At 69.0% G+C, this 19,153-nt stretch carries 19 protein-coding genes; 15 read left to right on the top strand and 4 right to left on the bottom strand.

Features of this window, described 5'->3' with window-relative positions; translation table 11 throughout:
- Positions 1–170 precede the first annotated feature (170 nt).
- From BJY16_RS36815 to BJY16_RS36765, 11 genes are all read left to right on the top strand, one after another.
- On the top strand, positions 171–845 hold the full coding sequence (locus tag BJY16_RS36815) for a hypothetical protein (protein ID WP_185044165.1): 675 nt from the start codon (positions 171–173) through the stop codon (positions 843–845).
- Complete coding sequence (locus BJY16_RS36810) at positions 842–1,486, top strand: GGDEF domain-containing protein (RefSeq protein WP_185044164.1); 645 nt, start codon at positions 842–844, stop codon at positions 1,484–1,486. Before BJY16_RS36815 ends, BJY16_RS36810 begins: the two co-directional genes overlap by 4 nt.
- Positions 1,487–1,602: 116 nt before the next feature.
- Positions 1,603–2,559 carry a hypothetical protein gene (locus BJY16_RS36805; protein ID WP_203759026.1) on the top strand — a complete coding sequence of 319 codons (957 nt, stop codon included), beginning with the start codon at positions 1,603–1,605 and terminating at the stop codon, positions 2,557–2,559.
- Positions 2,547–3,254: a class II glutamine amidotransferase domain-containing protein gene (locus BJY16_RS36800; RefSeq protein ID WP_185044163.1), complete on the top strand. Its 708-nt coding sequence runs from the start codon at positions 2,547–2,549 to the stop codon at positions 3,252–3,254. Before BJY16_RS36805 ends, BJY16_RS36800 begins: the two co-directional genes overlap by 13 nt.
- A gap of 96 nt (positions 3,255–3,350) precedes the next feature.
- A complete protein-coding gene (locus tag BJY16_RS36795; protein WP_185044162.1) occupies positions 3,351–4,310 on the top strand; it encodes a DUF4192 domain-containing protein in 960 nt (319 codons plus the stop codon).
- Positions 4,311–4,409: 99 nt separating this feature from the next.
- Positions 4,410–4,931 carry a hypothetical protein gene (locus BJY16_RS36790; protein ID WP_185044161.1) on the top strand — a complete coding sequence of 174 codons (522 nt, stop codon included), beginning with the start codon at positions 4,410–4,412 and terminating at the stop codon, positions 4,929–4,931.
- Positions 4,932–4,935: 4 nt separating this feature from the next.
- A complete protein-coding gene (locus BJY16_RS36785) occupies positions 4,936–5,439 on the top strand; it encodes a hypothetical protein (protein WP_185044160.1) in 504 nt (167 codons plus the stop codon).
- A 70-nt stretch (positions 5,440–5,509) separates the two neighbouring features.
- Positions 5,510–6,373 carry a DNA-processing protein DprA gene (locus BJY16_RS36780; protein WP_185044159.1) on the top strand — a complete coding sequence of 288 codons (864 nt, stop codon included), beginning with the start codon at positions 5,510–5,512 and terminating at the stop codon, positions 6,371–6,373.
- Between the two features lie 75 nt (positions 6,374–6,448).
- The gene (locus tag BJY16_RS36775) at positions 6,449–7,468 is read left to right on the top strand and encodes a M23 family metallopeptidase (protein WP_185044158.1); all 1,020 of its coding nucleotides are present in this window, start codon (positions 6,449–6,451) and stop codon (positions 7,466–7,468) included.
- An 80-nt stretch (positions 7,469–7,548) separates the two neighbouring features.
- Positions 7,549–8,139 (top strand): helix-turn-helix domain-containing protein, encoded by a 591-nt coding sequence (locus BJY16_RS36770; RefSeq protein ID WP_185044157.1) that lies wholly within the window; start codon positions 7,549–7,551, stop codon positions 8,137–8,139.
- 324 nt (positions 8,140–8,463) lie between these two features.
- Positions 8,464–9,132, top strand: a complete 669-nt coding sequence (locus tag BJY16_RS36765; protein ID WP_185044156.1) for a hypothetical protein — start codon at positions 8,464–8,466, stop codon at positions 9,130–9,132.
- A 116-nt stretch (positions 9,133–9,248) separates the two neighbouring features.
- Here the strand turns inward: BJY16_RS36765 and BJY16_RS36760 are convergent, their stop codons facing one another.
- The 4 genes from BJY16_RS36760 to BJY16_RS36745 are packed head-to-tail and all read right to left on the bottom strand — an operon-like array spanning position 9,249 to position 14,485.
- Positions 9,249–9,530 carry a hypothetical protein gene (locus BJY16_RS36760; RefSeq protein ID WP_185044155.1) on the bottom strand — a complete coding sequence of 94 codons (282 nt, stop codon included), beginning with the start codon at positions 9,528–9,530 and terminating at the stop codon, positions 9,249–9,251.
- A gap of 25 nt (positions 9,531–9,555) precedes the next feature.
- Positions 9,556–10,728, bottom strand: a complete 1,173-nt coding sequence (locus tag BJY16_RS36755; protein ID WP_185044154.1) for a hypothetical protein — start codon at positions 10,726–10,728, stop codon at positions 9,556–9,558.
- Complete coding sequence (locus BJY16_RS36750; RefSeq protein WP_185044153.1) at positions 10,728–13,136, bottom strand: carboxylesterase family protein; 2,409 nt, start codon at positions 13,134–13,136, stop codon at positions 10,728–10,730. The genes BJY16_RS36755 and BJY16_RS36750 overlap by 1 nt, the downstream gene beginning before the upstream one ends.
- Positions 13,133–14,485: a cation:dicarboxylate symporter family transporter gene (locus tag BJY16_RS36745; RefSeq protein ID WP_185044152.1), complete on the bottom strand. Its 1,353-nt coding sequence runs from the start codon at positions 14,483–14,485 to the stop codon at positions 13,133–13,135. The genes BJY16_RS36750 and BJY16_RS36745 overlap by 4 nt, the downstream gene beginning before the upstream one ends.
- A 93-nt stretch (positions 14,486–14,578) precedes the next feature.
- Here BJY16_RS36745 and BJY16_RS36740 point away from each other — a divergent pair, with 93 nt between their 5' ends.
- From BJY16_RS36740 to BJY16_RS36720, 4 genes are all read left to right on the top strand, one after another.
- Positions 14,579–16,144: a sensor histidine kinase gene (locus tag BJY16_RS36740; protein ID WP_185044151.1), complete on the top strand. Its 1,566-nt coding sequence runs from the start codon at positions 14,579–14,581 to the stop codon at positions 16,142–16,144.
- Positions 16,141–16,827, top strand: a complete 687-nt coding sequence (locus BJY16_RS36735) for a response regulator (protein ID WP_185044150.1) — start codon at positions 16,141–16,143, stop codon at positions 16,825–16,827. The genes BJY16_RS36740 and BJY16_RS36735 overlap by 4 nt, the downstream gene beginning before the upstream one ends.
- An 18-nt stretch (positions 16,828–16,845) precedes the next feature.
- Positions 16,846–17,811, top strand: a complete 966-nt coding sequence (locus tag BJY16_RS49140) for an RHS repeat-associated core domain-containing protein (RefSeq protein ID WP_486303884.1) — start codon at positions 16,846–16,848, stop codon at positions 17,809–17,811.
- A gap of 355 nt (positions 17,812–18,166) precedes the next feature.
- Entirely contained in the window at positions 18,167–18,733 is a 567-nt protein-coding gene (locus BJY16_RS36720; RefSeq protein ID WP_185044148.1) for a hypothetical protein, read from the top strand.
- Positions 18,734–19,153 lie beyond the last annotated feature (420 nt).

Here is a 19,153-nt window from a genome sequence, read left to right as displayed (position 1 = left end):
CCCACGATCGCGGTAGCCACCGCCCACCTCTCGCGCCTTGGTGCCCGGCAGGTCGGCTCGCTCCGTACGTCGGCAATTGGCGAACCGCAACTCTGCACGGCCGTGTGCCGTCCCGCGCGCCTGTCGGCGCACCTCTGTTTCCCCTTCTTTCTGATCCCTGGAGGATCACCATGTCCTGTCTGACCCTCGTCTGCCTGCCGGCAGACACCCCGTCCACCCAGTTCGCCGAAGCCGTCGGCACCCGGCTGTCGGCCGTCAACCTGTCCGTGACCGCGCTGGTCCGGCACTTCCCGGCCACCACCTGGTGGCGTCGCGGCACGCTGCTGCTGCCGCGCCGCGGCACGGTCGCCGGCGGACCGATCCGTCGCCTGGAGCTGAACGCGATGCGGGCCTGCGGGCACCGGATGCACTGGCACCGGTGGCAGATCTGGCGCGCGGCGGTCGCCGGCACCCCGGCCGCCCGTCCGTACTGGATGTTCCTGGACCGGCACCGCGACGCCCCGGCCAAATACGAGCTGGCCCGGGCGCAGGCGGACTACCTGGCGCAGCCGCGGATCGCGGCGATGCGAGTGTTCAACGCGTTGCCGCACCGCCCGGTCGACCTGCCGACCGGGCACCTGGAGGCGCTGCAACTGGGTCTGGACGCCTACGCGCACCTGGGCTGGTTGTCCGCCGTGCCGGGCAAGCGGCTGCTCTACCCGGACGGCAAGACCCTGCTGGCCGAGACCGGCGATCGGCTCGACACCCGGCTGACCTATCTGGAAACAGCCAACCGTTGCCTGGCCGTCCGGCAGGGCCGCGATGTGCTGGTCGCCGCGGTGACGGAGCCGAAGGCCCGCCGATGACCGGCCGGATCGAACGTTCCGTGTCCTGCGGGGTGCTGGTGGTTCTGGTGGCGGAGGTGCTGTTGGTCGCCGGGGCGGTGGTCGCGGATCGGGTGTTGGGTGCTGTCGGCCCGGTGTTGGCCGCGTTGGTCCCGGCGCACGCGGCTTTCGTCAGTGCGCTCGTCGCCCGCTCCCGCGCCGAGGCGGCGCAGGCCCGCCGCGATCCGGTGACCGGGGTGTTCGTGCGCCGGGTCGCCGAGCAGTTCCTCGACCAGGCCTCGGGGGAGCTGACGGTGGCGCTGGTCGACGGGGACGACCTGCACGGCGTCAACCAGCGATTCGGGCACGCCGGCGGCGATGCCCTGCTGGCCACCCTCGCCGAGCGGCTCTGCTCGGTTGCCGGACCGGGGGAGCTGGTGGCCCGGCTCGGCGGCGACGAGTTCGTCCTGATCAGCCGCCGCCCACCCGAACAGGTTCAGGACGCTCTGGCGGCCGTGCTGGCGGCGCCGATGGCGTTGTTCGGCCGGCCGTTCGCGGTCCGGTTCAGTGCCGGCGTCTGCCGGCTCACCGGCGGTGACCACCGGCGGGCGTTCGCCCGCGCGGACCGCCTGATGTACGCCGCCAAACGCCAAGGCGGCGGCATCGTCCTGGCGTCCCGCTAGGACCCGGCAGCCATCGGCTGCCATCCATCCATCCCGATCAGCGCCAGGCGCGTTCACCGGGAGTGGAGACCCCGGTGCGCCTGCGTGCCGGGAACCCCTCCTGGAGGTGTACCACCATGCCGTTGCAGACCACGGTGTGTGAGCGCTGCGATCAAAGCGCGGACAATCTGGTCCAGACCACCGACGGCCAGCGGATCTGTCTCGCCTGCCGCGACTACTGCTACCTGCAGTGCGGGACGTGTTCCGGCTGGCACCACGAAGAGGACCGCTGCGCGAACGGCTGCCCGTGCGAATGCGGGGACTGCGGCTACTGCGACGACGCCGGCACCTCGTTCGACGGTCTGGTCCGCCCGTACGACTACCGGCCGCGGCCGGTCTTCCACGGAACCGGACCGCTGTTCCTCGGCCCGGAGATCGAGGTCGAGATCGGCGACGGCGACCCGTACCGGTGCGCCGAGATCGCCAGCAATGGCCTCGGCAAACTCGGCTATCTGAAACACGATGACTCGCTGACCTGCGGATTCGAGATGGTCACCCATCCGATGTCCTACGACTGGGCCCTCGAACACTTCCCGTGGGATCTGCTCGGCCGGCTGCGCGCCAGCGGCTGTATCACCTCGGAGGCCACCGGCATCCACGTGCACCTGTCGAAGGCCGGATTCTCGTCAGACGCGCACAAATACCGGTGGATGAAGTTCATCTACCGCAACGAACCGCAGGTTCTGCGGGTCGCCCGGCGGCACGCCCCGGGCTGGGCGGCGTTCCGCGACGAGGACCGCCGCGCGGTCAAGCGGTACGTCAAGGACAACTACTACGGCGACAAGTACCGGGCGATCAACACCAACAACCTGCACACCTTCGAGCTGCGGATCTTCGCCGGCTCCCTGGACCCGCAAGTGATCAAGGCGGCGTTCGCGTTCTCCGCCGCCTCCGTCGAATACACCCGCACCCTCGACTTCGCCGCCGTCGCCGCCGGCGGCTGGACCTGGCCGGCGTTCACCGACTGGCTCGATGATCAACCGCGGTACACGCCGCTGGCCGGCCAGCTGGAGGCACTGGCATGTGCCTGCTGACCTTCCTGCCCGCCAGCGTCCGGCCCGACCTGCAGGCCCTGGCCAACGGCGCGGTCCTCAACGACGACGGGCACGGCTTCGCCATCGTCACCACCACCGGCCTGCTGGTCCGGCGCGGGATGAACGCCGATCGGCTGATCGACGAGTTCGCCGCCGCCCGGACGCGGCATCCGGACGGGGACGCCCTGTTCCACTCCCGGCTGGCTACCGCCGGCCGGATCGACGTGGCCAACTGCCACCCGTACGCGGTCGGCGGTGACCAGCGCACCGTCCTGGCCCACAACGGAATCCTGCCGATCCGGGTACGTCGCCGGGATCCACGCTCGGACACCAAGCTAGCCGCCGAGGAGCTGATCCCGAGCCTCGGCTCGCTGCGCCACCGCCGCACCAGGAGGCGGCTGCAGCAGTGGATGGGACCCGCCAACAAGATCGTCATCCTGAGCGTGGACCGCCGCTTCCGGCACACCTCCTACCTGCTCAACGAGCACGCGGGGGAGTGGGCCAACGGGATCTGGTACTCCAACCGCGACTATCTGCCCTCGCCCGACCCGCTGATCGGCCGATGGCCGGTCTGCCGCGCCTGCGGCGGCCCGCTCGCCGACCGCGACGAACAATGCGCCTGGTGCGGGGCCTGCTGCGACTGCGGCATGCCGCTCGGCTACTGCCTCTGCCACTACCCGACGCTCCGCCCCTGACACCCCTCTATCCCTGTCGCCGGGGAACCTGCGCAACCGTCCCGGCGAGCAGCCGGATCGTGCGCAGGTTCCCCTCTCTCGCGAGGAGAACCCGTCATGCAACGACCGTTCATCCGGCTCAGCAACCCCACCGAGGCCGCCACCGTCGTGCCGTACCTGCTCGGCTACCAGCCGCACAACAGCCTCACCTTCCTGGCCATCGACAACGGCACGGTCGGATGCGCCGGCGCCCAGGAACTGCCGGACGGCCCCGACTACCGGCACACCGCCCACGACCTGGCCCACGTCCTGCTGGCCAACGACATGACCGAGGTCATGCTGATCGGCTACGGCCCGCGCGAGCCGATGCAGCAGGCCATCGAGCAGGCCATCGACGTCTTCGAACAGGCCGGCGTGACCGTCCTGCAGGCGATGCGCGTCGGCGAGGACCAGGTGTGGCACGTCGGCTGCGACGAACCCGACTGCAAGATCAAAGGGCTTCCGTACGACCCGAGCACCTCGATCGTCGCCGCCACCGCCACCTACGCCGGGGTGAGCATCGCCCCCGACCGCGACGCCCTCGCCGCCCGGCTGGCTCCGGTCACCGGTGACGAACGCCAGCGGATGCGTACCGCGGTCCGGGCCGCCCTCCGATCCGGCCGGCTCCCGATGCACGCCGACACCGCCGCCGAGCTGGTCGCGACGCTGCTCGACGAAGCGGTCACCGCCGCCACCACCCGCACCCGGCTGTCCGACGACCGGGCCGCCCTGCTGCTGTTGCTGCTCACCTCCACCCAGCTACGCGAGGCCGCCATCACCCGCGTGCACGGCACCACCGAGCAGGTGCAGGTGTGGACCGACCTGACCCGCCGCGCCGGATCCGGCCAGCTCGCCGCCACCCCCGCCCTCTACCTGGCCCTGGCCGCCCTGCAACGCGGCGACGGCGTCACCGCCGCGCTCGCCGCCCACCGCGCCTGCGAAGCCGACCCGGACGACGAGTTCGCCGACCTGTTCCGGCGCGCCATCCACGCCGGCATCAGCCCGGAAGCACTGCGCCGGACCCTGCACGACGACTGACCCAGCAGCACCAGCACCGGCCGACGCCCGGCCACCTCACCACCGTCCCGGGCGCGCCGCCGCCCGGGACTCCCCTCACCTTCGAAAGGAACCCGAGCGATGGGCTACACCCACTACTGGAGCCTGCTGGTCAACGACCCCGGCTACCGCACCTGCTGGCCGCAACTGATCGGCGACACCGTCCGCATCATCGACGCCGTCCGCCGCGCCGGGATCACGATCACCGGCCCCTACGGCTACGGCCGCCCCAGCCTGCACCCGGACAGCGAGATCAGCTTCAACGGCGACGCCGAACCCGGCCGGTCCGCCGACACCTTCGTCCTCCCGCTGCCCGAACCCGACGACGACCGGCCGATGTGGGTCGCGAACTTCTGCAAGACCAACCGCCAGCCGTACGACCTGGCCGTCACCGCGACCCTGCTGCGCTGCCACCTGCTCGCCCCCTACGCCCTGCTGCTCAGCAGCGACGGCAGCTGGAACCGGCAGTGGAGATACGGCCGCAAACTCCCCGGCAGCCGCCGCCGCGCCCCCAGCCCCCGAGCCCTGCTCACCGAGCTGTTCGGACCCATCCCGAACACGGATCCGCTGACCAGCCTCGACCCGGGCACCTGGCGGGAGTGAACCGATGGACATCCCCGCTCACCTGCACCACCGCCCGACCAGCAGCGGCCTGGTCGTACCGATCGCCACACCCCGCACCGCCGACGGTCAGTACCTGTTCGGGCTGCTCGAAGACGGCCGGCACCGGGCCTTGCTGCTCGGCCGCCGCTGCCAGGTCTGCGGCCACCGGCTCGGTGACCGGCTGATCCTGTTCGCCCGGCCCGCGGACCTGCTGCTGTCCTGCACCTCCGAGCCGGCCCTGTGCCCGCCGTGCGCCGCCTACAGCACCCGGGCCTGCCCGATGCTGTCCGGCCGGATGCCGCACTACCGGGCGCAGCCCCGCGCCGCCGAAGCCGGCCTGCCGACCAGCGACGACACCGCTCTGCGGCGCGGCCGCCCCGCCGACACCTGGCACGCCGTCTGGCTCGACGACTACGACGTCGTGCCCCATCCGGCCCGCTCCGCCGTGCTGGCCGCCTCTTGGCAGCAGCACACACCGCTGGCCATCCGGCCGGTTCCCACCCGCTGACCCCACCCCATCGTGGGGCCGCGGAAGGCCGCGGCCCCACCCGTACTCTCCCGGGAAGGAGGGCCATCCGATGGCCCTTGAAGACGTTCGCGCCGCCCGCATCCAGCTCGCCTGGCTGTTCGAACCCGCCAATCCCGACCTGACCGACCTGGTCACCGTCCTCGGCCCGCAGCAAACGGTCACCCTGCTGGCCGAACAACCGCTGCCCCGCACCGCCCTGCGCCCCGAACTGCGCTCCTGCACCCCCGACCGCCTCTGGGTCGCCGCGCAGCGCGCCGCCGCCCGCACCAGCCAAGTCCTCATCCCGGAAGACCCCGGCTGGCCGACCGGCCTGCCCGCCGCCGACGCGCCGCTGTGCCTGTGGACCCGCGGCCCCGCCATCCCCGACCCGGCCACCTCGGTCGCGATCGTCGGCTCCCGCGCCGCCACCGACTACGGCCGGCACGCCGCCACCGACCTCGCCCAGCAGCTCGCCAGCCAGCAGCACACGATCGTCGCCGACGGCGGGTTCGGGATCGCCACCGCCGCGCTACGCAGCGCCCTGCTGACCAGCTGCCCGCCGATCGCGATCCTGCCCACCGGCCTCGACCGCCCGCACCCGGCCGTCAACCACGACCTGTTCAGCACCATCGCCGACACCGGCCTGCTGCTCTCGCCGTTCCCGCCCGGCGCCCAGGCGACCCGCAGCCGCATCCTCTACACCCAACGGCTGCTCGCCGCCCTCACCGCCGGCACCGTCCTGATCGAAGCCGCCCTACGCAGCCCCATCCTCGAAGCCATCCGCCACGCCGCCCACCTCGGCCGCGCCGCCCTGATCGTCCCCGGCCCGATCACCTCAGCCCACTCCGCCGGCGGCCACGACCTGCTGCGCCGCGACCAGCGCACCCGCCCGGTCAGCAGCGCCACCGACATCCTCACCGACCTGCACACCTGACCCGATCCGGGCGGCCACACCAGTGGCCGCCCACCTCTTTTTTCGTGGAGACAAAACCATGATTTGCGTACGGCCATGAGCGCCCGCCTGCTGCCCGCCCTCGCCACCGGCACCACCGCCGCCCTGGTCCTGTGCCTGGGCGGCGTCACCCTGCTCACCACCACCGCCACCAGCGCCAGCTGCCCTGCCTCGACTGCAGCCGCCGCCGACTTCGGCCCGCAGCAGCGCGCGAACGCCGCCCTGATCGCCCGCGTCGGCGCGTCCCTGCACATCCCGCCGCGCGGCCAGATCATCGCCGTCGCCACCGCACTGCAGGAATCGGGCCTGCGCAACCTCGGTGACCTCGGCGCCCGCAACGACCACGACTCCCTTGGCCTGTTCCAGCAACGCCCCAGCCAGGGCTGGGGGACACCCGCCCAGGTCCGCGACCCTGCCTACGCCGCGACCGCCTTCTACCAGCGCCTGCTCACCGTCCCCGACTGGCAGACCCGGCCACTCACCGAGGTGGCTCAGGCCGTCCAGCGCAGCGCCTACCCCACCGCGTACGCGAAATGGGAAACCGCAGCGACCGCCCTCGTCGCCGCCTCCGCCATCGGGTCGGCGTCAGCCGGCCCCGCCTGCACCACCGCTTGGACCAAACCGGTCAACGGCGAAGTCGGCTCCGGCTTCCGCACTACCGAACGTCCCGGTCACGACGGCGTCGACCTGATCGCCGCCCGGGGGAGTCCGATCCGGGCCGCCGCCAGCGGCGTTGTCATCACCGTCCGATGCAACGCTCACCGCCCCAACGGCACCCCGTATTCCTGCGACGTCGACGGCGACCCGGTCACCGTGCTCGGCTGCGGCTGGTACGCCGAAATCGAACACGCCGACCACACCGTCACCCGCTACTGCCACATGAGCCACCACCCGACCGTGACCGTGGGACAGCGAGTCACCACCGGCCAACTCATCGGCGAAGTCGGCAGCAGCGGCCATTCCTCCGGCCCGCACCTACACCTGGAAACCCACACCGAAGGCCCCGCCACCGAGGCGAACGCGGTCGAACCGACGGCCTTTTTACATGCCCGCGGCGTAGATCTCAACGCCGAATGATGTCCCGGCCATTCGCCATGGCCATAGTTCTGTCCGCAAAATGAATCGTTTCATCGTGAATTCCTGAAAGGAATGTCGAAATGAAGCCTCCGACCGAGCCGGCAGTCGGAAATGCACCCTTCGCCAGCGGTCAATTGGTCAAAGCTGCCCTGCTCGCCTCCAAAGACCTCACCAAAAACGAACGCATGGTCATGATTGCCGTAGCCGCCCACATGAACGGCGCCGGCGACGCCTACCCGTCCGTCGCCACCATCGCCGGCTACGTGGGCGTCAGCGACCGGACCGTCACCCGCATCCTCGCCAAGCTGGTCGCCCTGGGCCGCCTGATCGCCCGCACTCGAAAGGGCGCCACCACCATCTACCGCCTCGCCGCGAACGCCATCAACCAGGTGATCCGGGCCGTCACCAAGCGAACCGACCCCCGACAAAATGGCCGCAAGCACACGACTACCCCCGACACCCGAAGCACGTCAGACGAAGTGGCTCCACAGGAAGTCTCCAAGCACCTCTGGTGGTCGCGCCGACCGCAGCAGCTCCGAGGTGCGGCCCTGCCGCCGCCACCCACCGCCGACCGTTGCCCTCAACACCTCGGCCAGCACCGAAAGACCTGCGCCCCATGCCGCTCAGAATTCCTCGCTGCCGCCCGCGGGCCGCTGCAGACGCCAGGCTGAACGGGATGTCCCGTCCCGCTGGCCATCCTCAAACTGCTGGAAAGGCGGCGCCTCCGGCCTCGACCGAGTGCTCAACCCTTGGTATACCGAGTCTGGGCGGCGAGACATATGACAATGGTTGGTGTCGCTATATTGACATGAACCAATGCCATGCTGGTCCTATCTGCAACTATTCCACTGCAGTAGGCACCCGGGAACGGACGCGACGGGTGTAGTCTATGACTACAAATTCGTGATAAACCCCGGCAAGGGGTTCTCGAAGGCCCAGGCAATCAAGAACGCGCTCAACGTTCCCGGTTATACGAAGTCAGTGGAGGTGAACCCGTGAGTAAACCGGCTGCAGCAACGGTCAAGCGAGCGACCGCCGACTGGGCAAAAGAGTTCCCAAACTTCGATGTTTTCAGGTCGTTGGTTCTCCTGCGGCGCGTCGGGCCGGTATTGCAAGGCATCACGCTGGACCGCACTAGCTCGGGAGACCGGTACGAACCGGTCTGTCACGTCCATGCGTTGACACGCGAATTTCCTCCAGTACTGACGCTGACACTTCGCCAGCAACTAGCCGGGCCGAACGGATACGGTATGCAGATTGCTTTCGCTGATCACGACACAGCGTTGGCTGATGCTGCGCGACTCCTGGAGCGCCAGAGCGCGTTACCGTTGCAAGATTGGCCGACTATCCCGCAGATTGTTGACGTATATCGCCAGTTTGCTTTAAATAGACTTGAGAAAGGTTTGGCGCCTGCAGTTATTGAAGTGGAGGATAGTGTTCTTATCCCTGCGGTCGCAGGGATCGAAGACTCTGTCGCCGATAGCTTGCGGTTAGCACGTGAGCTGGCGACCGCTTGGCCCACTTCGCGACTGCCTCCGACCTGGAAGGGCAGTGAAGCCTGGCTCGAAGACTTGGAGCGGCGATCACGAGATACTGCGAGGCTGGCCGAGATCGTCGATCAGCAAATAGCCTTCCACAAGGTCTCTAAGATCCGAACGATCTGAAAGATTCCCCTTCGTCCAGCCTGAAGGAAGCCTGCCCGATACGATGCGATCGAGCAGGCTTCCTTCACGTGAATTCTCTGCTTTGATTCAGGGAGTGGCCGGTTGGATATTAGGAGCTAGCCAGCCGCCATGTGCGGCAATCCTGCTTGATAGGAATTGTACTGATAGCCGGTGTGCTCTTCCCGAGGTGCGGCCGTTTTCGGACCTTGGTTCGGGAGGAGGCGAGTTGGGAAACTTGATGTCGGCACAAGTTGATGAAATGCGCTCCAATGTTCGCCGATCGATACCTCATATTCGGCTACCCGCTGTTGGCGGATGAGAATGCGCGCTGCGACTAGGCGTTTGAGTCGGTTATTCGCATTTGGCGCCGTGAAGTTGAGGCCTTCGGCGATGTTCATGGCGGTGAAGTTGTTGAGTTCCGCGTCAGTAGCCGACCGCCGTGGCCGACACGGCGCGTAGCTGGGGTGCCGTCGTGCTGTCGCTGTCGACGTAGAGGTTGGACAGGTTCCGCGGCGACGAGCGGAACAGGATGCCGTAGAGCGTCGCGGCATTCAGGTAGATCGCCCTGCCGTGTGGGTGTTTGCCGTCGGCGATGATCAGGTAGGAGGTGCCCTTCGTCGCGATCAGGGTCTCGAACGTGTCGCTGATCGGGGCGACGATGGTGGGCAGGGTGAGCTTGCCGGAGAGGGTGGCGTAATTGGCGTCCAGTGCGGCGACGTACGCGGCGCGGTTGGCGAATGGCGCCGGGTCCACCATCGCCCAGTCCTTGAACAACACCACCTTGCCGCCGGGTTTCAGGACCTTCGCGATGGCCGCAGCGTATGTGTTCAGCAGGGTATTCGTTGCCGCGGTGAGGTTGGTGGGAACGAGCGAGCTGTACTCCTGGAGCACCACGTAGTCGTACTTCTTGGAGCCGTTCACCGCCGGCGCGACCTCACCCGCATCCCAGGTCTGCTGCAGGGTGTTCCCGAAGTGGATCACCTTGGTGACGTTCACCGTCCGGCCGGCCGCCGACGCCAGGCTCTGCAGCACCTGAGGCGTGTCCTGGCCGGTGGAGACGGTGGGAGTGCCGATCAGGCTGTTTCCGACGAACAGGACGTCGACCGCCGGGACCGCGACGGCGGTCGCCGAGACCCGGAAGCGCACAACGGACGCGCTCCCGAGCGTGCCGCCGGAGGCGTCGGCTCCGGAGAACGCCTGCACGGTGAGGGTGTAGCTGTCCGAGGTGGCCAGCAGTGGGCAGTCGACGTAGTCGTTGCACAGGAAGTACGGGGCGACGTTCTCCGTGCGCGTGTACGCGGATCCGGTCGCCCCGGACAGCGTGAACTTGACGCTTCCGGCGGAGGCACCGTACGTGAGGTTTGCCTGCAGGCTGAGATTGCGGTTGGCCAGTTTCGTCAGGTCGACGACCGTGTCGTCGAGGACCGGACTGACTCCCAGGATCGGCTTCCTGGAGAGGTTGTTGACCAGGGAAAGGCTGGCGATCGGCGACAAGGTGGCCGCGTCGGACCGCAGGGGGGTCGCGGCCACGTACCCGGGGAGCAGGGCGAGGACGCCGGTAATGAGAGCGAGAAGCCGCGCCTTACGGTGTCGCATCATTTCTCCTTCATGAGCTGATCCCAGAGATCGCAGTGGTGGGCCCGGGACACATCGCCTGCCCGGATTACCTGATGAGCCGGGCCGGGCTGCAGCGAGACCAGCCGCCCGTCACCGCCACGCAGAGCCGGCCAGTTCGTCTCCGGGCTGCCCCGGTTCACGAACGACCCCCAGGCCCGGATCATCCGGTCCGACAGTTGCCGCTGTCCCCGCGACATCCGGTCCTGGAAGGGCTGCCCGGACCCGTCCTTCATCCCCGGCCACAGGTAGGGCAGTTCGTACGCGTGTGCCGCCGCATAGTCGAAGTCGGCCGGTGTGCTCGACAGCCGGGGTGGGCTCGGGTCCTCGAACTGGTAGTAGTAGGTGGGCGTCTGCCGGCTCAGTTGCTGAGCGAGGGAGAGCTGGGTGCAACCGCCGAGTCCCCGCGTGCCGCTGTCGGTGATGACCGCACCGATCGCGTACGCAGCCGGGTAGGGAGCCGGGTAGTTCGCGAGCGGATAGCGTTCGGCGATCCGCTCGGCTGCGTCCGCTCCGAAGCTGACGGTGCCGGGCGCGGGCGGCCACGCCGGCCCGGCGGCGAGCCACTGCCGGTAATGTGCTTCGTTGTAGCCGGTGGCGAAGGTCGCGAACGACCGGCCCTCCTCGCGGTTGCTGCCCAGCAGGACGGGCACCTTGTTCCACCTGCCGGTCGCGATCGCGGTGACCGGCACCGCCGGCAACGTCCGGCCGCTGGTGTTGGGGGCGATGTACCCGGTATTCCTGATCAGGGCGGCGACCGGCGCCGCGCGCAGGCACGCGGCCACGTCGGTGGCGTCGGCGCACCCGACGCCGGCCACGATCGCGGCACCCCGCTGCTGGGCGTGTGCCAGCGAGTCGACGTCGTGCAGGCAATCGTCGGACTCGATCACCGCGGCCCGGAACAGCTCAGTCGCCGCGGGGGATGTGAGTTGCGCGCAGACCGAGCCGCCGCCGGCGGACTCGCCGCCGATGGTCACCTTGCCCGGGTTCGCGCCGAGCGCCTGGGCGTTGCGCCGTACCCAGCGCAGCGCCGCCTGTTGGTCCATCAGGCCGTAGTTGCCGGCGGAGCCGTCGGCAGCCGCCAGCGCGGGGTCGGCCAGGAAGCCGAGCGCGCCGAGCCGGTAGTTGACGGTCACCACGATCATCCGGTTGGTGCGGGCCAGGGCGCTGCCGTCCTGGTCGCCGGAGCCGCCGGTGAAGCCGCCGCCGTGGATCCAGAAGAACACTGGACGCCGGTCGCCGGAGCGGGTGCCGGCCGGCCGGTAGACATTGAGGAACAGGCAGTCCTCACTGCCGTGGTCACCCTGCGGGCAGTTCGCGCCGAAGGCGCTCGCCGGCCGGATGCCGGACCAGCCGGGTGCGGGTTGTGGTGCGCGGAACCGGCGGTCACCGAGCGGGGCTGCGGCGTACGGGACGCCGAGGAACGCCTCCACGCCGGCGCTCGCGTAGCCGCGCAGAAGTCCGCCTGCGGTGTTCACCACCGGCGCGCCGGCGAGCGGATGTTCGCGGAAGAACTTCCAGATCAGGGGGGTGGCGTCCAGCACGGTCGGGGTGGCCGAGTCGTTGTTCGGCGTGGTGCTGGGCCAGGTGTGCCCGAGCGCGTCGACCCGGTAGTGCACCACGTCGGCCGCGCAGCCCGGCCAGGCGAGCCGGGTAACCCCGGCGACCGGGGTGCTGCTCCTGGCGCCGGCGCGGCAGCGGCTGCGGCCGGCCCATCCGGCCAGCCAGTCCGGCAGCGCGGGCAGCCCTTTGGTGGCGTCCCCGGCGTACGGGATGGTCGTGTCCGCGCCACCGTGGAAGTCGATGATCGGCACCGGCCGTACCGGGTTGCAGGCGCCGCCCTGCGGATAGAACGCGCCGGAGACCGGTGCGGCGGCGGCGATCCGACCGGCCAGACGGCAGGCCAGCAGGGCCGCGAAGCCGCCGCCGTTGGACTTTCCGGTGGCGTAGACCCGGGCCGGGTCGACGCACAGGTCACGCTGCAATTGAGTGATCAGGTCGCTGGTGAATTGGACGTCGTCGGCGCCGGATGAGTACGGCGCGCCCTGCCAGGAAGGTTGCCCGTCGTTGCCGACGGTGCCCTGCGGGTAGACCAGGATGGCGGGCAGCCCCGACATTCCGGTGAGCTGTTCCTGATATTCGGCGGTGCGGGTGCGCCCGTGGAAGGACAGGATCAGCGCGGTGGGCCGGTCCTGCCGGTAGCCGTCCGGCAGGTGCAGCCGGTAGCTGCGCTGCACGCCGCCGCTGGTCAGGGTGTGGGTGGTCGTGCTACCGGGGCTGCCGGTCGAGGACTGCCCGCAACGGGCCGGGTGGTGCGCGCTCGCGCCGGCCGGTGCGGCCAGCAGCGCCGCGGCGGCGAGCGTGGCGGCGCCGAGCGCGGTGACCCTCATCGGGCCACCTGCTCGCCGGCGACCGGCTCGGGTGCGTTGTGTTCGTCGTCGACCATGGTGGTCTCGTCGAACGGATCGTCACCACGCAGCACCGAGCGTGCCCGGTCCCGGTCGAACTCGCGCGTCCACACCCCGATGAGCACGGTGGCCACCGCGTTGCCGGCGAAGTTGGTCAGCGCCCGGGCCTCGGACATGAATCGGTCGATGCCCACGATCAGCCCGATCCCGTCGACCAGGTCGGGGCGGTGGCTCTGCAGTCCGCCGGCGAGGGTTGCCAGGCCGGCGCCGGTCACCCCGGCCGCGCCCTTCGACGCGATGATCATGAAAAGGAGCAGGGAGACCTGTTCGCCCACCGACAGCGGGTCGCCCATCGCCTGGGCCACGAACAGTGAGGCCATCGTCAGGTAGATGGCGGTGCCGTCGAGGTTGAACGAGTACCCGGTTGGCACCGTGATGCCGACGACCGACCTGCTGACCCCGGCGTGCTGCATCTTGGCGATCAGGCGGGGCAGTGCCGACTCGGACGACGAGGTGGACAGGATCAGCAGGAACTCGCGGCCCAGGTAGCGGAACAGGGTGAAGATGTTGATCCGGGCGACCGCCCAGAGCAGCGTGCCGAGCACTCCGGCCACGAAGATCGCGCAGGTGGCGTAGAAGCCCAGCATGATCTGGGCGAGGCTGATGAGCGCGTCGACGCCGGTCGCGCCGACCACGGCAGCCATGGCGCCGAATGCACCGATCGGCGCCAGCCACATGATCATCGCGAGGATCTTGAAGACCAGCCGCTGGATCACCCCGACGGTCCGCAGCACCGGCTCGCCGCGTGCGCCCATCGCCTGCACCGCGAAGCCGGTCAGCAACGCCACCAGCAGGGCTTGCAGCACGTTGCCCTCGGTCAGCGGGGACAGCAGCGTGGTCGGGATGATGCCGAGCAGGAAGTCGGCGGTGCCCTCGGCCGCGGTGTCGCCGGCCGCCTTCTGTCCGGCCTGCGCCACCGACTCGCTGAGGTGCAGCGCCGAGCCGGGATGCACGAGGTTGCCGACCACCAGCCCGATGAGCAGAGCCACCGTGGACATGGCGAGGAAGTAGCCCAGGGCCAGGCCGCCGATCCGGCCGACCTTGGCGGCCTGCCGCACCGAGCCGACTCCCAGCACGATGGTGCAGAAGATGACCGGGGTGATCATCATTTTGATCAGGTTGACGAAGCCGGTGCCGATCGGCCGCAGCTCGACGGCGACGTCCGGGGCGAGGAAGCCGACGGCGACACCGAGCACGACAGCGACGACGACCGCCGGATAGAGGTAGTGGATCCGGTCGCGGCGGACCGGTGTTGACGCGGAAGTTGCCATGCCCAGACTGTGGTCTGGGTCTCACCAAGGAGCATCCTTGCGTTCATTCTGTTCACCACTTCGCTTTCCTTCAAGGATTTGAGGCCGACGACGATGACCCGGCGCTGGAGCATCGCGGGGCAGCTTTTCGCCCTGCAAGTGCTGGTCGTGACACTTTTGGTCGCGGCCGGCGGTACGAGCGCGGCTCTGCTGGCCCGCCGCGACGCGCGCAGCGCCGCGATCGCCAAGGTGGTCGGCGTGGCCGAGACCATCGCGCATTCGCCGGCGGTGGCCGCCGGGCTGCGCGCGACGAACCCCACCGCCGTGTTGCAGCCGTTCGCGGAAGCGACCCGGCTGGCCACCGAGACCGATTTCGTGGTGGTGATGGCTCCGGACCGGACCCGTTTCACACATCCGAAATGGAACAGGATCGGGCGACCGTTCGATGGCTCGATCGATAGGGCGCTGCGTGGCGGCACCGTGATCGAAGAGTATCGCGGGAGCCTGGGCCCATCGATACGTACCGTCGTCCCGATCCGTGATCCCGGCAGCGGCGTCATCGTCGGGCTGGTCTCGGTCGGCATCACCACCGCCTCCATCAATCGTGGTCTGCTGGCGCAGGTACCGGCGATGGCGATCACGACCGGGCTGGCGCTGCTGCTCGCCGGGACCGGCTCCTGGCTGCTCAGCCAACGGCTGCGCAGGCAGACGCACGGCCTCGGCCCGGCGGAGATGACCCGGATGTACGAGTACTACGACGCGGTCCTGCACGCCGTCCGCGAGGGCCTGGTGGTCGTCGACCGCCAAGGGAGGGTGACCCTGATCAACGACGAGGCGCGCCGGCTGCTGGGCGTGCCCGCGGGGGTACCAGCTGCCGATCTCGTTCTGCCGCCGGAGGCGGCCGCACTGATCGCCTCCCGGCAGCCCACGGTGGACGAGCCAGTGCTCGCGGGCGACCGGATGCTGGTGGCGAGCCGCCGAGAGACCCGCTTCGGAGGTCGTAGCCTGGGCACCGTGCTGACGCTGCGCGATCACACCGAGCTGCGCACGCTCGCCGGCGAGCTCGACTCGGTCCGCGGCCTCACCCAGGCCTTGCAGGCCCAGGCGCACGAGGCCGCCAACCGGCTGCACACCGTGCTCACGCTGGTCGAGCTGGGCCGCGCCGAGGAAGCCATCCACCTGGCCACCGCGGAGCTGGCTCTGGCCCAGCAGCTCACCGACCGGGTGGTGGGCGCGGTCGACGAGCCGGCGCTGGCCGCGCTGCTGCTCGGCAAGTCAGCTCAGGCCGGCGAACGAGGTGTGGAGCTGTGCGTGGACGAGGATTCCCGGCTGACCGGCGAGCCACTGCCCAGCCGCGACCTGCTGACCGTCGTCGGCAACCTGGTCGACAACGCGCTCGAGGCGGTGGCCGGGGCCGCACCGCCCCGCCGCGTCCGCGTCCTGGTGCGCCACCAGGACGACCAGGTGCTGGTCGAGGTGGGGGACACCGGTCCCGGTCTCAGCGCGGAGCAGGCCGCCGCGGCATTCCGTCGTGGCTGGTCAACCAAGCCGGGGCCGGGGCGCGGCGTCGGCCTGTCGCTGGTCCGGCAGGTCACCGAACGGTACGGGGGAAGCTATGCGGTCACGGCCGCTCCCCACGGTGGCGCGGTTTTGACGGTCCGGTTGCCGGTGCCGACATGACGGCCGCCATCCGGGTGCTGGTCGTCGACGACGAGCCGCTGATCGCCGACGCGCACCGCGCGTACACCGAAAAGGTCGACGGGTTCGTGGTCGTCGCCGTGACCCACACCGCGCGCGCCGCCCTAACGGCGCTGCGGGCCCAGCCGATCGATCTGGTCCTGCTCGACCTGAACTTGCCCGACCTGCACGGTCTCGAGGTGGCCCGGGCGCTGCGCAGCTCGGGCAGCGGCACCGACGTGCTGGCGGTGACGTCGGCCAGGGACATCGCCATGGTCCGGCAGGCGGTGGCGCTCGGCGTCACCCATTACCTGCTGAAGCCGTTCACCTTCGCGGCCTTCCGCGACAAGCTCGACCGCTATGCCCGCTACCGCAGCCAGCTGCGCGAAGCCGGACGGGTGACCGCCCAGCACGAGATCGACCGGGTGTTCGCGACGTTGCGCGGCACCGACCAGGACACCCTGCCCAAAGGGCTCGACGCCGGCACGCTCGACCTGGTGCTGGCCGCTCTGCGGGAGGTGGCCGCCCCGGGGGGCCTGTCGGCCGCCGAGGTCGCGGCTCGCGCCGGCACCTCACGGGTAACGGCTCGCCGCTATCTCGAACACCTGGCGGACTCCGGGCGGGTGACCCGCTGGCCACGATACGGCGGCCCGGGACGGCCGGAGGTCGAATACCGTCCGGCCTAAGCTTTCGCGGCCAGTCAGCTGTTCACCGTTACCTGCGGCACCGATGTCACCAACAGCCGATACGACGCCGCCGGCCGCCGCAAAACGGTCACGCTCCCGGCCGGAATCACCCAAACCTACGGGTACGACAATGCGAGCCGCCTGACCGGCATCCCCTACACCCGCGGCACCAGCACCCTCGGCGCGATCACCTACACCCGCGACGCCGTCGGCCAGCCGATCCACCTCGACGGCAGCTACGCCCGCGTCGAACTGCCGGCAGCCTTCGGGCCGGTCAGCTACGACGACGCCGACCAGCGCACCGGCGGCGGCTACAGCTACGACGCCGACGGCAACGTCAAATCCGACGGCATCACCACGTACACCTGGAACGCCCGCAACCAGCTCACCGCCTACAGCAAGCCTGGTCTGACGGTCAACTGCGGCTACGACGGCATGGGCCGCCGCGACACCCGCACCACCGGCGGCACCACCACCAACTACCTCTTCGCCGGGCAGAACGCCGTCCAAGAAAACGTCGGCGGCACCGCCACCGCCCACATGGTGCCCGGCGGCATCGACGAAATCTTCGCCCGCATCACGCCGACCAGAACCCAATCGCTGCTCACCGACAGCCTCGGCTCCACCATCGGCCTGGCCGACACCACCGCGGTCAACGCCGAATACAGCTACGACCCGTTCGGCACCACCACCGTCAACGGCAACGACAGCGGTAACACCATCCGCTTCACCGGCCGCGAAGACGAAGGCAACGGCCTCTACAACTACCGCTCCCGCTTCTACGCCCCCGGCACCGGTCGATTCCTCAGCCGCGACCCGCTCGGCCTCGCCTCCGGCGACACCAACCTCTACACCTATGTGCTCAACCAGCCCACCGGCCTGGTCGACCCGATGGGCACCAAACCGCAACAATCCTCGGATCTGGAGAGTGGCGCGGACGAGGCTCTTGTCCGCGCCCATCAAATCCACAACTGGCATCTGTGAAAAGCTAAACCCGACTATGTTGCGTTCGACATGCGGACAGTTGCCGTGATCAAAACCGATGGGCCTAACTATGTAGGCCAGGTTGACCTGACCCGGGGGCAACGTGCCCCTGTCCGATCCGGACAGGAACGGTCGGCCCTTGAGGACGTTCAGCATGGCGAACCTACGGCTGTCGGGGGCGCGCTAAAGGATGGCCAGGACGTGCGGGCGGTGGGAAGTCAGCGCGAGTTTTGCAATTTGTGCGAATTGTTTGTTCGGGAATCGGGCGGTATCGTGCACAGTCCTCATACGGCGACATGGCCCAATGGGTTCGGGGGGTCGATCATCGATCCCAGATATTTGTAGACTGACGAACATGCTGAACGTCGACGAGTTGCATTCCACCTTGGAGATGGTGACCCCCGGGCAAAGGGTGGCGTTCGCGGCCGCCTGTCTGGAAGCCCTGGTCGATCAGTTCGGGTCGACGGCGCCCGGGGCCGACCGGATTCCTCGGGACATCGTGGCACGGTCCGTTGACTTGTGCTGGCATAGCGTCCCGCATCCCCTCGCGGACCTGCGCCAGAATGAAGATCTACATAGCCAGGCTGAAGCAATCCTCTACGACGACGAAGACGGTCTCCTTTCGGCGGGAACGCATGTATTGACGGCCGTGTGTTACGGACTTCGATGTGCCGAGTTGCGAACCAGTGAGTGTGGCGTACTGGTGGCTAATTACTACTACGAGATTGCTGATTATGTGATCATTCATCGGCAGCCTGGTCTATCCGAATCAGAGATATTGGAGACGCCAGTAGTGTCTTCCGTGCTGAAATCAATCGAAAATCTGGCCGGTGAGGTTGCGGTGATCGATGCCTCAAATGCTGAGATGGTGTCCAGTTTTCGGGAGCGCGCTATTGCCTCCCGCGATTTCCGTACTGCCTGAGGTAATGATGCCCACGAGTACCGAACCGGTGCGGGTGTGGAACCCGCGGGGGAGTGAGAAACTTCGGCGGTGCGGACCCATCCGGCGCTGGTGTCCGGTGCCGACTTCCTGCGGGCGCAGCAGGCCACCGCGGTGCTGGCACTGGCGGATGGGCGCAGTCACCGGTATGCGCTGACCGGGCGGCTGCTGTGCGCGGTGTCGATGAACGTCAGGACCGTCGCCGGGTCGGGTCGAGCTTCGCAGCGAAATACGCCGAGGCGGCTTTCAGGGTCTCGTTCGCCCGGCGCAGCTCCGCGTTCTCCTTCAACAGCCGCGATTTTCCTCCAGCATGTCCGTCGTCGGCCCATCGGTGCGTTCGCCCGCGTGGCCATCGATCGCGACCTTGGGCATTCGGTCCTTGATGTGAGACCTGGTTCCTGT

The sequence above is a fragment of the Actinoplanes octamycinicus genome (genome assembly GCF_014205225.1).
Classification (GTDB): domain Bacteria; phylum Actinomycetota; class Actinomycetes; order Mycobacteriales; family Micromonosporaceae; genus Actinoplanes; species Actinoplanes octamycinicus.
The sequence above is the reverse complement of the archived record's forward strand: the minus strand, read 5'-3'. Positions and strand labels throughout refer to the sequence as shown.